Annotated in this window: 10 protein-coding genes; 7 read left to right on the top strand and 3 right to left on the bottom strand. The window is 39.6% G+C overall.

The features are described 5' to 3' along the window. Window positions 1–15 precede the first annotated feature (15 nt). From R2S57_RS09935 to R2S57_RS09925, 3 genes are all read right to left on the bottom strand, one after another. Window positions 16–765, bottom strand: a complete 750-nt coding sequence (locus R2S57_RS09935; protein WP_316844898.1) for a histidine kinase — start codon at window positions 763–765, stop codon at window positions 16–18. Between the two features lie 293 nt (window positions 766–1,058). Further along, window positions 1,059–1,988, bottom strand: coding sequence for a hypothetical protein (locus tag R2S57_RS09930; protein WP_316844897.1), 930 nt, complete (start codon window positions 1,986–1,988; stop codon window positions 1,059–1,061). Then, a complete protein-coding gene (locus R2S57_RS09925) occupies window positions 1,985–2,977 on the bottom strand; it encodes a hypothetical protein (protein ID WP_316844896.1) in 993 nt (330 codons plus the stop codon). Before R2S57_RS09925 ends, R2S57_RS09930 begins: the two co-directional genes overlap by 4 nt. A gap of 253 nt (window positions 2,978–3,230) precedes the next feature. Between R2S57_RS09925 and R2S57_RS09920 the strand changes: the two genes are divergently transcribed. The 7 genes from R2S57_RS09920 to R2S57_RS09890 all read left to right on the top strand — a co-directional run bounded on the left by R2S57_RS09920 (window position 3,231) and on the right by R2S57_RS09890 (window position 14,451). Then, entirely contained in the window at window positions 3,231–4,502 is a 1,272-nt protein-coding gene (locus R2S57_RS09920; RefSeq protein WP_316844895.1) for an epoxide hydrolase, read from the top strand. An 841-nt stretch (window positions 4,503–5,343) separates the two neighbouring features. Further along, a complete protein-coding gene (locus R2S57_RS09915) occupies window positions 5,344–6,426 on the top strand; it encodes an efflux RND transporter periplasmic adaptor subunit (protein WP_316844894.1) in 1,083 nt (360 codons plus the stop codon). A 23-nt stretch (window positions 6,427–6,449) separates the two neighbouring features. Beyond that, window positions 6,450–9,620 (top strand): efflux RND transporter permease subunit, encoded by a 3,171-nt coding sequence (locus tag R2S57_RS09910; protein WP_316844893.1) that lies wholly within the window; start codon window positions 6,450–6,452, stop codon window positions 9,618–9,620. Further along, window positions 9,613–11,046 carry a TolC family protein gene (locus R2S57_RS09905; RefSeq protein ID WP_316844892.1) on the top strand — a complete coding sequence of 478 codons (1,434 nt, stop codon included), beginning with the start codon at window positions 9,613–9,615 and terminating at the stop codon, window positions 11,044–11,046. Before R2S57_RS09910 ends, R2S57_RS09905 begins: the two co-directional genes overlap by 8 nt. 475 nt (window positions 11,047–11,521) lie before the next feature. Then, window positions 11,522–12,352 carry an aldo/keto reductase gene (locus R2S57_RS09900; RefSeq protein WP_316844891.1) on the top strand — a complete coding sequence of 277 codons (831 nt, stop codon included), beginning with the start codon at window positions 11,522–11,524 and terminating at the stop codon, window positions 12,350–12,352. Between the two features lie 425 nt (window positions 12,353–12,777). Then, on the top strand, window positions 12,778–13,239 hold the full coding sequence (locus R2S57_RS09895; RefSeq protein ID WP_316844890.1) for a VOC family protein: 462 nt from the start codon (window positions 12,778–12,780) through the stop codon (window positions 13,237–13,239). A gap of 66 nt (window positions 13,240–13,305) precedes the next feature. Then, window positions 13,306–14,451 (top strand): serine hydrolase domain-containing protein, encoded by a 1,146-nt coding sequence (locus R2S57_RS09890; protein WP_316844889.1) that lies wholly within the window; start codon window positions 13,306–13,308, stop codon window positions 14,449–14,451. Window positions 14,452–14,454 lie beyond the last annotated feature (3 nt).

Raw genomic sequence — 14,454 nt, 5'->3', positions numbered from 1 at the left:
GTTTCGAAAGGTGCCTTACAGCCTCTGCGGCCCTGGGCTCAGTCTTGTGGGTGCTGTTATGTTATAAATATAGGTTAGCGTGTTGAACAGAAAATGGGGGTTAATTTGGGCTTTGAGGTAGGAGTTTTTGGCGTTAGCAAGTTCGATGGCAATTTCTTTTTGTTTTAACTGTTTTTTAATGGCATCTTTTTCAAGTGCGGCTGTTCGTTGCTTTTGCTTAATATAGCGCTCGATGAAAAAATAGGCCGTTGCAAAGAGTATGAAATATATTCCTCTCCATAATGTTGAGGACATGAATTTTAAGTCTGTAATTGTAATGTCAGTAATTGAAGGCCACTTCGATCTTGAAAGAAACCGGTTTGCAAGATAAGTAATCCCCGTGTATATGCATATTTCCATGATAATTAACATTGCCATTTTAAGATAGGCTATATTTAAACGTCTTAAGGACTTTTTGAGTACCAGTTCGGCATGGATGTAAAAAAGACTTATATTGATCGTGTAATGGACAAGATAATTGAATATTGAACCTTTTACTCTAAGGATCAAGACAACAAAAAGATATTCATAAAGAATGAAAATGGACCAAGCGAATATGTGCCAACGATAATTTTTTAGCCAGTTTTTCATTTTATTTTTTAAGTTAAAACACTGTTTTACATAAGTCATTAACAGCCTAGCATAAGCAATAACTTTGGGGCAGCAGCTGCGGCTGGCAATCTGATCAATAGCCTCAAAGCGAATGGCTTTAACAACATTAAACAAAACGATTACAGTAAGGATGAGATTTGGAATCCGAATGATGGTTTGCAGGCACCCAATGAGCTGATCGTTAACGAATTGGTTAATAATGGCAGCCTAGTCAAATATAAAACTGAAATAAAAGAGCTCAAGCCGCTTTCATTGAATGAGTTGATAGCGGTTGCTCAGAAATTTCCAAAAATGCTTGTCGCTAAACTAAACTAGTTTGATTTTATGAACAATTGCCAACAATAGCCATTTCGATACCAAAGCACAAAGCCTTTACTTTTGTTAAAAGCTTTGTGCTTAATTGTCATTTATTTTGTCTTTCGTTGCGCTATCGAAAGGATAGGGGCAGACTTGAGCCGTAAATTTTCAAAGTATATTTTTTTTACGGTTTGTTGCTTGGGTAAAAGAATACTCTCATTAAAAGTAAAGGCAATCTTGTTAATGACCGCTTTTCCATTATTAAGGCAAGTAGTAAAGTATATCGTCTTATTTTCAAGGTAGTTATTGTTTGCTGTGGTTAATTGAGTCGCATCTTCATCATCGCACAGCCCAATCCGGTAGTTTTCCTTTTTATAAAAGCGGATGGCTGGTTGTAGAATTTCATTAGGATTTAGGTGCTTCTCGTAATTTTTTTTCTGTTCAATGAGCCTGTCAATTTCGAGGTAATTCCCTTTATCAGATAGGTGATATGCCCATTTGAAGTTAATATTCTGGTTATTGCTTCGTGCCTCTTTGCGGTTTTTGGTTTGGAAAAGGAGCTCTCCATTACCCAGGCTGCCAAAGAAAAAGGTATTAAAGTAATTGATATTGACAAAGTTTGGGATATTGAATAGATTGTTCTGATAGGTCAACATGCCTGCATATACTCTTGGCGGGATGGTTGTAATGTATATTACCCTATCGTTCTTTTCGGAAATCAATAGATATTGAATCTCTTGCCGCTCTTTTTTATAAGTAATCGATTGATCTTCACAATCGCATTTCACTACGCTGGCTGGTTTGTTTGGACTTTTTTTAGCGTAAAACCCATCCTCTGGCTTTTCTCTGCAGATTGCCCGGATGTATAGCGTATAGGTTTCGTCGATAACGATACTGTCTATTTTGTTGGCTGCTTTATCTGTAGCGAAATCCTGCTCTTTGTAGTATACAAGACTTTTGTTTCTGATCTTAGTGCTCATTTCATGGATGTTACATGCAGATAAACCCAATGCAATAAGTATGATGATTAGTTTTTTCATTTGGTTCCGAATTTTGTTCTTGATTGAAAATAAGATGCGCCTATAGAATAGTGTTTGCTATAGGGCACCTGATGATAGGCATCGTTTCCACTATAGTGAATCATGTTCTGGAAATCCCATCTGTTATAAGGATTGTTGATTCTAAAAAAAGCTGAAACACCTCTTGAAACATCTCCTGCTGAAAAACTCCAGAAACTCTTGTTATAATACCCTTCTTCAGTGCGTTTGTAGTTTACGAACATAAGGTTCATATTGCCGGCCAGATCAAAAGCCTCTTCCTGAAATCCAGAAAATTTATGATAACTGATAGAGAATTGATTGAGGTCGTTTTTGGCATTAAGGTTAACTGCGGCAAATCCACCACCGGTAAAGTATCGGTCTTCTCCATCTCCAATGCCGATATCCTGAAATCCACCACCGTCATTGTAGTAGTTAAACTGAAAGGCACCTATATGCGCGTTAACAAAACCTATGCGCTGTATCGTTTTTTTACCTGGATCCAGGGCAAACATCACATTCGTACCAACCGACATGGAATAGCGGTAGGGATTTTCAAGTGCTGGGTGAACAAATTCAGTAAAATAGTAAAGCGGTTTATTTCTCCAATTGAGTTCTTCATTTGTCATTTTTGGAACGATGTAATTGATCCCTGTGGTCGCTGTAGCTGCGATCATGATATCGGAAGTGAAATTTTTCTTTGCATCAGGAGATCCGGATCTTGTACCCAATCCACGGTAATAGATCTGCCACTCGATATTCACAGAAGGATAAAGTGCATTTTCAAAAAGCCCCTGGCCTATACCGGCATTAAGGCCAAGGCGCAGTTGGGGTATACCTTTTAAAAATTCGATGGAAGCCTTTGCCGACATGCCCAACTGAGTTGATGAATTGAGATTAGGCGGGGCGAGGCTGCGTTGGGCAAGGGCAATGTTACACATAATGCCACAGCACATTGAAAACAAGAGCAGTTGTTTTAGATGGATTTTCATGGTATTTGTTTGGTTTAATTTTGGTCAGCCATTAACTGCCTTTAAGGAAGTAAATCTATTACATGGTGTCTGTTAAACCAATACCTAGTATTGGGTATATCCTAGAAATATTCGCGTTAGAGCCAACAAACATATTGTCCATTTCAGTATTACAATTTGCTAACTCCCCGCCCATTATGTCCAGTTGACCGTATTTTGCTGGTGAAAAGATACCTTTTGAAATAGTTTTGAGCAACAAATAAAAACGAATGACATGAAAACCATTAAAAAACAGAAAAGATTTTTAGCCGGAGCTATAGTTGCAGCTTCACTTATTTTTAGCTCCGTACCTGGCTTTGCTCAAACGCATGCTGTTAAGGGCACAGAAATCCGTCCCTATCATATTAAGGTAAGTGAAACGGCTATAAAAGAACTTCGCCAACGGATATTGGCTACCAGGTGGCCAGATAAAGAAACCGTAAGCGACCAAAGCCAGGGGGTAAAACTTCAACAGATCCAGAAACTGGTTAAATACTGGGGAACAGGATACGACTGGCGCAAAGCAGAAGCGAAATTAAATGCACTTCCTCAGTTTGTGACGAATATAGATGGACTTGATATTCAGTTTGTACACATCAAATCAAAACATCCAAATGCTATGCCGCTGATTATTACACACGGTTGGCCAGGATCAATTTTCGAACTGATTAAGCTGGTTGGTCCTTTAACCGATCCTACGGCTTTTGGTGGTCGTGCTGAGGATGCCTTCGATATTGTATTGCCATCAATGCCGGGTTATGGCTTTTCTGGCAAACCAACAGGTACAGGTTGGGATGCTGATCATATTGCAAGGGCATGGGATGTGTTAATGAAACGCCTTGGCTATAAAAAGTATGTATCACAAGGTGGCGATTGGGGATCTGTTGTTGCAGATAAAATGGCGCAACAAAAACCCGAAGGACTTTTGGGCATACATGTAAATATGCCTGCTACAGTTCCTGCAGATGTAGCAAAAGCCCTTAATAATAGCGAAGCTGCTCCTGCAGGGCTTTCTCAAAAAGAAAATGAAGCCTTCGAGTCGCTGAACTATCTATATAAGAAAGGTGGAGGTTATGCTGCAATGATGGTAACCCGTCCACAAACCTTGGGTTATGGATTGTCTGATTCTCCTGTTGGCCTTGCCGCTTTCTTTCTGGATAAATTTAATGAATGGACTTACAGTGGAGGCCATGCAGAGCAGGCCTTAACACAGGATGAAATGCTTGATGATATTTCACTTTACTGGCTTACCAATACTGCAGTTTCTGCTGCACAATTGTACTGGGAGAATAATGCCAACAACTTTAACGCAGTCGATATTTCCATTCCTGCAGCCATTACCGTTTTTCCTGGCGAAATCTACCGTGCGCCAAAAAGCTGGGCAGAGAAAAGTTATCATAACCTGATTTATTTCAATGAGGTGAAAAAAGGTGGTCACTTTGCCGCATGGGAACAGCCGCAATTGTTCGCTGAAGAACTTCGTGCAGCTTTTAAAAAGTTGCGTTAATTAGTACCAACTCAATATAAAAGAAACCTAGATTTTAAAATTTAGGTTTCTTTGTTTTTTACCAGAACCCAATACCTGTAATTAAGATGTCATGGTTTTTCTGCTTCCGGCCGTAATTAAATATCCCTGATGGAAGTGGGTTCCGGTTTAAGTCCTAGTTTTTACCTTTTTATTGTATGCTTGCTTGTTTCACAGGTTTCTTCGGGAGCAACGCACAGCAGGACCGAAGCCAATCTATTGATTACAGGCCTTGGTCTCCAAATAATCTATCGACTCCGTTTAGGATGACTAAACGTACAGGAATATTGCATGCCATATGTGATTTCCTGAGAAATTAGTGATGAAGATCCTTCGATAAGCTCAGGATGAAATTATGATTGGATGCATGAGGTTCTTCAATGCTCAGATGTGTATCATTCAATTAAGCTTTTGTTAAATTACGGTCAATAAATTAGGTTTGGCAACTATCTTAAAATTTAAGTAATCATTACTAAAATGAAGTTTTTAGGCTAGTGTGAGCTGTTTTGTGTTGCAAAACTTACTGTTTATTTGGTGTTTCAGTGTAAAGTGCTCATAAATAGCAGATTTATGAGGGTAAATCTTTGTTTTCCGCCGCAAAACACAATTTTTAGAATTCAAATCTGAAGATCAACTTCATTATAACTTCATAAATATGCATTTATTTCGCTTTCGAATTAAATCATTGCGTAACCATAATTTATTGAGATCAAAAGCAAGTTCCGCGTTGCGGTTACCTATTGTTTTTATCATAAATCGGTTGCCCAACGGAAACTAATTAAAGAAAAAAAATAAATCAGATTTAACCATTCAACAAAAAAAAATGAAAAGAGTTGTCATATGCTTAGGCTTGTGTACTTTGCTTTACGTAACGGGTTGTACCTCGAAAAAAGAAGAAAAAGAAGAAGTAGCTACTTATGCGGTAACCACGCCGCTAAGAATGGATACTTCGTTTACCAAGGAATATGTTTCACAGATCAAATCTGTTCGTAACATTGAAGTAAGGGCCATGGAAAAAGGCTATTTACAAAATATTTATGTAGATGAGGGCCAGCACGTAAAAGCAGGTCAGATTTTATTTAAGATTATGCCTAAGGCGGCACAATCAGAACTTTTAAAAGCACAAGCAGAAACAAAATCGGCGGAAATTGAATTGGAAAACACCCGCATGTTATCTGATAAAAATATCGTTTCGAAAAATGAACTGGCCATGGCCAAAGCCAAACTGCAATCGGCAAACGCCGAAACCTCATTGGCAAAATTCCACTTATCCAATACCGAAATCAGGGCACCGTTTGATGGTACCATTGACCGTATTCCTTTAAAATTAGGAAGTTTAGTTGATGAGGGCGCATTGTTAACCAGTTTATCCGATAACAGTCAGGTTTTCGCTTACTTCAACGTATCCGAACCAGAATATTTAAGCTATCAAAGTGCTGCAAAAGCAAAAGGTCAGCAGGAAGTGAGCCTCTTATTGGCCAATAACGAACTGTTGAAATCGAAAGGTAAAGTGGAAGTGATCGAAAGTGAGTTCGATAACGAGACTGGAAATATTGCTTTCAGGGCCAGGTTTAACAATTCGGATAACTTATTGAGAAACGGCGAAACCGGTAAAATCCAGATGGTTGTTCCACTTAAAAATGCTTTGGTCATCCCGCAGAAAGCCACTTACGATATTCAGGATAAAACCTATGTTTTTGTGGTGGATAAAAACAACAAAGTACACTCGAGGGTGATCACCATTGCAGGCGAGGTGCCAGATTTGTATATCATTGGCGATGGCATCACCACTGGTGATAAAATTTTGCTCGAAGGGGTACAGAAGGTTAAAGACGATGATAAAATTGCCTTCAAATTCCAGCAGCCTCAGGAAGTGATGAAACAATTGAGATTGAAAACAGAATAATCTAAACCCTCCATACTTATTTTATGTTTAGTAAATTCATACAAAGGCCCGTCCTTTCTATAGTAATATCGCTTATCATTGTGTTTCTTGGTGTGCTGGCCATCAGCTATCTTCCAGTGACACAATTCCCCTCTATTTCTCCACCGAAAGTAAATATTACGGCAGAGTATCCTGGGGCAAATAACGAGTTGTTGATTAAATCGGTGGTTATTCCGCTCGAGCGTGCACTTAACGGTGTACCGGGCATGAAATATATCGCCTCTGATGCAGGTAACGATGGTGAAGCCTCTATCCAGGTGGTATTTAACCTTGGTACCGATCCCAATCAGGCATCGCTTAACGTGCAAAACCGTGTAGCAGCCGTTACCAATAAACTTCCACCTTTAGTGGTTCGTGAGGGCGTGAAAATCACCCGCGAGGAATCTAACATGTTGATGTATATCAACTTGTATAGTAAAGATCCTAAAATGAACCAGAACTTCCTGTACAACTATGCTGATATCAACTTGCTTTCTGAGCTGAAAAGGGTTGATGGTGTAGGTTTCGCAGATATTCTGGGCGATAGGGATTATGCGATGCGGATCTGGCTAAAACCCGACCGTATGCAGGCCTATAAAATTTCGGTTGATGAAGTAATGAAAGCGCTTGATGAGCAAAGTTTAGAAGCCTCACCAGGCAAAACAGGGGAGAGTTCTGGTAAACGTTCACAAGCTTTCGAATATGTGTTAAAATATTCCGGTCGTTTTAGTACAAAAGAAGGGTACGAAAATGTGGTGTTACGGGCAAGTGCCAATGGCGAATTGCTTCGTTTAAAAGATGTAGCGGATGTAGATTTTAGTGCATCGGCTTACAATTTATATTCTACCTTAAACGGCAAGGCTTCTGCGGCGATTGTACTGAAACAGTCGTATGGCAGTAACGCCAGTCAGGTAATTAAGGATGTGAAGGCTAAAATGGCCGAAATCAAAGAGAGCTCTTTCCCTAAAGGTTTAGATTATGAAGTAAGTTACGACGTTTCTAAATTCCTCGATGCTTCAATTGAGAAAGTAATTCACACCCTGGTGGAAGCCTTTATTCTGGTGGGTTTAGTGGTATTCCTGTTCCTTGGCGACTGGCGTTCTACGCTTATTCCAGCCATCGCAGTTCCAGTATCCTTAATCGGAACCTTTGTGTTCATGCAGTTTTTTGGTATCACGCTTAACTTAATCACCCTGTTCGCGTTGGTGCTGGCCATTGGAGTAGTGGTAGATGATGCGATTGTGGTAATCGAAGCGGTGCATGCCAAGATGGAACATAACCGGAAACTTTCTGTATTGAGAGCTACACAAGAGGCCATGAAAGAAATTGGTGGGGCAATTATCGCCATTACCTTTTTAATGGCATCGGTATTTATTCCGGTGGCTTTCATGTCGGGGCCAGTAGGTATTTTCTATCGTCAGTTCTCCATTACCATGGCAACGGCAATTATACTTTCGGGTATTGTGGCACTAACACTTACGCCAGCCTTGTGTGCCATCATGTTGAAGAACAATCATGGCTCGAAGAAAAAGAAAACGATTATTGATAAGCTGTTAGATGGTTTTAACAATGGTTTTGCCAAACTTTCGGGCAAGTATGAGTTTGTGTTAACCAAAATGGTTAGCCGTAAGATCTTAACCTTTGGTATCCTGATTGCATTTTGTTTGGGTGTTTGGGCTTTGAGTGGAAGTGTTCCCTCAGGTTTTATCCCGAACGAAGATCAGGGAATGGTGTATGCCATTATCCAAACACCTCCGGGATCTACTCTAGAACGTACCGATCAGATTGCGGAGAAACTGCAGAAAATGTGCGAAGATATTGATGGTGTAAAATCAGTTTCATCTTTGGCGGGATATGAGATTCTTACCGAAGGTACAGGATCGAACTCAGGTACCTGTTTAATCAACCTGAAAGACTGGAGCGACCGTAAACATTCGGCAGTAGAGATTATTGAAGAATTGGAAGAGAAATCGAAATCGATCCCTGGGGCAACCATCGAATTTTTCCAGCCACCAGCAGTTCCTGGTTATGGTGCTGCGGGAGGTTTCGAACTTCGTTTATTGGATAAAGCAGGAAGTGGTGATTACAAAAAAATGGAAACCGTAGCCAACGATTTTGTTAAAGAACTCAATAGACGTAAAGAATTATCGTCGGTATTTACCTTCTACAGTGCAAGTTTTCCGCAATATATGTTGGATGTAGACAATGATATTGCGCAACAAAAAGGTGTGAGTATTGATAACGCGATGAATACCCTTTCCACTTTTGTGGGGAGTAATTACGAAACGAGTTTTATTAAATATGATCACCAGTATAAAGTAATCGTACAGGCATTGCCTCAATACAGGGCTTTACCAGAGGACATTTTAAAGCTGTCGGTTAAAAACGACCGCGATGAAATGGTGCCTTTCTCTGCCTTTATCAAAATGCGGAAAGTGTATGGTTTATCGGAGATTACCAGACATAATATGTACAATGCTTCTGAGATTAGCGGACAGAGTGCTCCAGGTTACAGTTCGGGAGAGGCCATTAATGCCATTACCGAAGTTGCCAAGAAAACGCTTCCAAGGGGATTCGGTATCGATTGGGCAGGTATTTCGAAGGATGAGGTATCAAGAGGTAACGAAGCGGTTTATATCTTCCTGATCTGTTTAGGTTTCGTATACCTGGTTTTGGCGGCACAATACGAAAGTTTTATTTTACCACTTTCGGTAATCCTTTCTTTACCAGCGGGTATTTTTGGTGCATTCCTTTTCCTTAAATTATTGGGACTGGAAAACAACATCTATGCACAGGTAGCCATGGTGATGTTGATTGGTTTACTTGGGAAGAACGCAGTATTGATTGTGGAGTTTGCCGCACAACGGCATGCGCAGGGCGCATCGGTATTAAAGGCTGCAATGGAAGGTGCCACTGTACGTTTCCGTCCGATTTTAATGACCTCTTTCGCCTTTATTGCAGGTTTGATTCCTTTGATGATTGCTTCCGGACCTGGAAAAATCGGTAACCGTACCATCGGGTCTGCAGCAGCAGGAGGTATGCTTTTCGGTACCATTTTCGGGGTAGTGGTAATCCCTGGACTGTATTATATCTTCGGATCAATAGCAGCCAAACATAAGCTGATCAAAATTGAAGAAGAACATCCATTAACTGAAGAAATTGAAGATAATGTTTAAGAAAAATATTTATAAAGGGCTTGGATTGGTGCTGGTATGCGCCGCATATACCGCATGTAAATTGCCAGAAGTGGCCCAACGTACCGAAAATAAAGCTGTACCTGCTGCCTTTAATGGTTCGCAGGATACTGTAAGCACAGCGCGTATACAATGGCGCCAGTTTTTTACCGACCCAAATCTGGTAAACCTGATCGATACTGCATTAAAAAATAACCAGGAGCTGAATATTACGCTTCAGGATATCGAGATTGCCAAAAATGAGATCAAAGCAAAAAAAGGAGAGCTTTTACCGAGTGTAACTTATGGTGTGGGTGCCGGATTAGATAAGGTTGGCCGTTATACCAGTTCGGGTGCCGGTGATGCTTCTACTGAAATTACACCTGGCAAAGAAGTACCTGAGGTATTGCCTGATTATCACTTTGGTTTACAGGCCAATTGGGAAGCCGATATCTGGCACAAATTGCGCAATGCAAAAAAAGGCGCTGTGAGTCATTATCTGGCAACGGTTGAAGGCAAAAATTTCGTGGTCACCAATTTAATTGCTGAAGTAGCCAATTCATATTATGAGTTACTGGCTGCTGATAATCAGTTAGAAACCGTTAAAAAGAACATCGAGCTGCAGAAAAATGCTTTAGAACTGATGAAGATCCAAAAACAGGCCAGCAGGGTTAATGAACTTGCTGTACGTAAATTTGAGGCTGAAGTATTAAGTTCAAAAAGCTTGGAGTTTGATATTCAACAGAATATCACCGAAACAGAGAACAAAATTAATTTCCTTTTGGGCCGTTTTCCGCAACCGATTATCAGGGATAAATCTAGCTTTACCGATTTGGTACCGCCAACGGTACAAACTGGTTTGCCATCGCAGTTATTGGCCAACCGTCCGGATATTAAACAGGCAGAACTCGAATTGGCCGCTGCTAAGTTAGATGTAAAAGTAGCCAAAGCGCAGTTTTATCCTTCATTGGGTATTTCAGCTGCAATTGGTTACCAAGCTTTTAAACCATCTTATTTATTGAGAACACCGGAATCTTTAATCTACTCGTTAGCAGGAGATTTAGCGGGACCACTTATTAACCGAAATGCAATCAAAGCCGAGTATTCAACCGCAAATGCAAAACAGTTACAGGCTGTATTCGATTACGAAAAGACAATCCTGAACGGTTATATTGAAGTAGCCAACCAGATGTCGAAAATTAGTAACCTGCAAAAAAGTTACGACCTCAAATCGAAACAGGTAGTGGCACTTACCCAATCGATCGATATTTCGAACGATTTATTTAAATCGGCAAGGGCAGATTATTTTGAGGTATTGATGACCCAACGTGATGCTTTACAATCTAAATTGGAACTGATTGAAACCAAAAAACAACAGTTAAATGCTGTAGTAGACATCTATCATGCACTTGGTGGTGGATGGAACTAGATAAATTATAACCATGTAAGTCATATTATCCTTATAATTCTAAGGCTGTTCCAATTGGAGCAGCCTTTTCTTTTTTGTCATTCTGAGCACAACGAATCCTTACTGGTCTTTGCGTCTCGCTAAGACCTTTTTATTGCATTTTTTGCCACGGAAACACAGAGTTACGGAACTTGGTTTGTTGCATTCAATGGTATTAAATAATTCTTATATACTTTCACGATGTCATGCTGAGCGTAGTCGAAGCACCTCCAAAAAACTAAATTTAGCTAACGCTCGCTTCCAATGCGCGTTGAATAGTCAATCGTTTATAACGATAAACTCGTTAGGCTATTGATGCACTGGTTTGGAAGTGAGCGCAGGCCAGAGCAGCTTTTTTTCATTATTCATTTATTTATCATAAAATTTATTTTGCAAACAATGGCATACACTTGGGGTTAATTTAGTGTACAGATTGATCATTATATCTAAAATAAAAATGGGAAACAAAACATTTAAATTTGGCAACCTGGAAGTGAACCGTTTAGGTTATGGCGCCATGCAATTAACAGGTAACGGCGTTTTTGGTGAAGTGGAAGACCGCAAAAATGCAATAACCGTTTTGAAGGAAGCCGTGGCAAATGGTGTTAATTTTATTGATACGGCCGAAGCCTATGGGCCAAAATTTAACGAATCGCTTATTGCCGAAGCTTTATCACCTTTTCAAAAAGATGTTTTTATAGCCACCAAAGGTGGTTTTGACCGGCCGGGTCCGAATAACTGGGTTCCTAATGGCAATCCTGAAAAAATCAGACAGGATATAGAAGGAAGTTTAGAGCGATTAAAAGTAGATTCGATTGATTTATGGCAACTGCACCGTATTGATCCTAAAGTTAATATATCCGAAACCCTTGCTCCAGTTATCGAGGCGGTAAAGGAAGGGAAAATAAAACATGTCGGTTTATCTGAAGTAACCATTGATCAGATTAAACAAGTTCAGGATATCCTGCCGATTGTTTCGGTTCAGAATTTGTACAATCTGGCCAACAGGCAGTGGGAAAATGTATTGGATTTTACGGCTGAACAAGGTTTGGCTTTTATTCCATGGTTTCCATTGGCTTCCGGTCCGCATAAACTGGAAGATAAGATCAAGGCCATTGCGGAAAAACATAAGGCCACAACTGCGCAGATTGCCCTTGCCTGGTTATTGAAAAGATCATCGAATATTCTATTGATTCCGGGTACAAAATCAGTAGAACATTTAAAAGAGAATCTAAAAGCAACCGAGATTGATTTAACAGATGCAGAATTTGAAAGTTTAGCACATTAGTTTGTTTTTAACCACGGATGGACACAGATAAACACAGATGTTTGTTTGTGCTCATTTCTTTTTTGGTCATTGCGTCCTTACTGGTCTTAGCGTCTCGCTAAGACCTTTTTTGTATTTTTTTTGCCACGGAAACACAGAATCACGGAACTCGGTTTGTTGCATTCAATGGTGTTAAATAATTCTTAATATACTTTTACGATGTCATGCTGAGCGTAGTCGAAGCATCTCCAGAAAAAAAGTTAAATTATATTTTAGCTAACGCTCATTTCCAACGCGCGTTGAATAGTCAATCGTTTATAACGATAAAATCGTTAGGCTATTTTTGCGCACTCGTTTTGAAACGAGCGCAAACCAGGTTTGTACTTTTTCCAGTAAACTTTTTATCTTTTTTGAAAATTATTCCATTATAAGTTTGATATTTAAACATGAAAAAAGTCTTCCTACTTACCGCTATTTTATTTTCTATCATTTTTCAAAAAGCCATGGCGCAACACAAACCTGAAATTGTACCTGCAGTTTTAAACCATATTGCTGTTTATGTGGCCGATCTAAAGACCGCGACAACTTTTTACGAAGGTGTTTTTAACCTTAAAATTATTCCAGAGCCTTTTAAAGATAACCGCCATACCTGGTTCACCTTAGGTCCGGCTGGACAGCTGCATTTAATACAGGGTGCAAAAGGCAATGAAGTTTTCGATAAAAACGGACATTTATGTTTTAGCGTTCCTTCGGTTGATGAATTTGTGAAAAAACTGAACGCCAAAAACATCAGTTTTGAAGATTGGGCCGGAAAAGAAAAAGGAGTTACCTTACGGGTGGATGGCGTAAAACAGATTTATTTTAAAGATCCAGACGGACATTGGTTAGAAGTGAACGATGCCAGGTAAATTTTTCACTACGTCGTAACTTTGCTTTACATCATGCCTTATATTTAGGTCTTATTTGCTCCACTTATGAAACTTAAATCCCTGAAGTATTTTCTTACCACCTTTTTAATGATTGGTTCAATTGCACAATTAAAAGCCCAGAACGAAAAAGCTGAATCAGATTTTAAAGCCGTAATGGAGAAATACAGTGCCATAGGGGCTTCGGTTGCGGTAGTAAAGGAAGGCAAAATCATTTATAGCCATTCATTCGGCCTTAAGGATCTGGAAAACAAAAAGCCCTTAACTGACCAGGATATTTTCAGGATTGCATCGATTTCTAAATCTTTTTCGGCGACTTCTATTATGCAGCTTGTGGAGGCCGGTAAAATAAGCGTAGATGATGATTTTGGAGATCTGGTCGGCTTTAAAATCCGTAATCCTAAATTTCCTGATCAGAAGATTACCTTAAAGATGGCTCTGTCGCATACGTCTGGTTTAAACGATTCGCAGGGATACTTAAATCTGGATGTGATCAATCCTGATAAAAACCCAGATTGGGCGAAGTGTTATAATGATTATGCCCCAGGTACGAAATTCGATTATTGTAACCTTAATTTTAATCTGATTGGCACCATCATCGAAAAGAAATCGGGCGAACGTTTCGATAATTACGTAAAAAACCATGTTTTAAAACCCTTAGGACTTTACGCTGGTTATTGTGTCGATTCGTTAGATAGTACTCGTTTTGTTAATCTGTACGAATACCATGCTGATACCAAAATCTATACACCATCGCCAACGGCTTATGCACCAAGAAGAACAGAAATTGCAAATTATATTATGGGCTATACAACGCCTATTTTTTCACCTACAGGCGGGATGAAAATTTCGGCAACCGATCTGGCCAAATACATGATCATGCATATGAACTACGGCACGGCTAATGGTGTTAAGATTATCAGTAAAAAAAGTGCTAAAAAGATGCAGACCGCGCTAAGCGATGATGAAGGCTATGGCTTTGCCATCAGAACTGCCGATAACCTGATCCCTGGAGTTAAACTAAAAGGACATACAGGTTCTGCTTATGGTTTGTATAGTACCATGTTTTTCAATCCAAAAGAAAAATTTGGCTTCGTCATCATTACCAATGGTATCAATGCCACCTATACAGATGGCTTTCCTGATTTTAGTCGGTCAGCCATCAATAGCTTATATCAGTCTTTTATTAAATAACTT

The sequence above is a fragment of the Pedobacter psychrodurus genome (genome assembly GCF_032678585.1).
GTDB lineage: Bacteria > Bacteroidota > Bacteroidia > Sphingobacteriales > Sphingobacteriaceae > Pedobacter > Pedobacter psychrodurus_A.
The sequence above is the reverse complement of the archived record's forward strand: the minus strand, read 5'-3'. Positions and strand labels throughout refer to the sequence as shown.

Bases quoted from the DNA above. Each gene is read 5' to 3' on its own strand.
- R2S57_RS09920 (WP_316844895.1), top strand. From the start codon at position 3,231: ATGAAAACCATTAAAAAACAGAAAAGATTTTTAGCCGGAGCTATAGTT.
- R2S57_RS09900 (WP_316844891.1), top strand. From the start codon at position 11,522: ATGGGAAACAAAACATTTAAATTTGGCAACCTGGAAGTGAACCGTTTA.
- R2S57_RS09930 (WP_316844897.1), bottom strand. From the start codon at position 1,988: ATGAAAAAACTAATCATCATACTTATTGCATTGGGTTTATCTGCATGT.
- R2S57_RS09910 (WP_316844893.1), top strand. From the start codon at position 6,450: ATGTTTAGTAAATTCATACAAAGGCCCGTCCTTTCTATAGTAATATCG.
- R2S57_RS09905 (WP_316844892.1), top strand. From the start codon at position 9,613: ATGTTTAAGAAAAATATTTATAAAGGGCTTGGATTGGTGCTGGTATGC.
- R2S57_RS09925 (WP_316844896.1), bottom strand. From the start codon at position 2,977: ATGAAAATCCATCTAAAACAACTGCTCTTGTTTTCAATGTGCTGTGGC.
- R2S57_RS09890 (WP_316844889.1), top strand. From the start codon at position 13,306: ATGAAACTTAAATCCCTGAAGTATTTTCTTACCACCTTTTTAATGATT.
- R2S57_RS09915 (WP_316844894.1), top strand. From the start codon at position 5,344: ATGAAAAGAGTTGTCATATGCTTAGGCTTGTGTACTTTGCTTTACGTA.
- R2S57_RS09895 (WP_316844890.1), top strand. From the start codon at position 12,778: ATGAAAAAAGTCTTCCTACTTACCGCTATTTTATTTTCTATCATTTTT.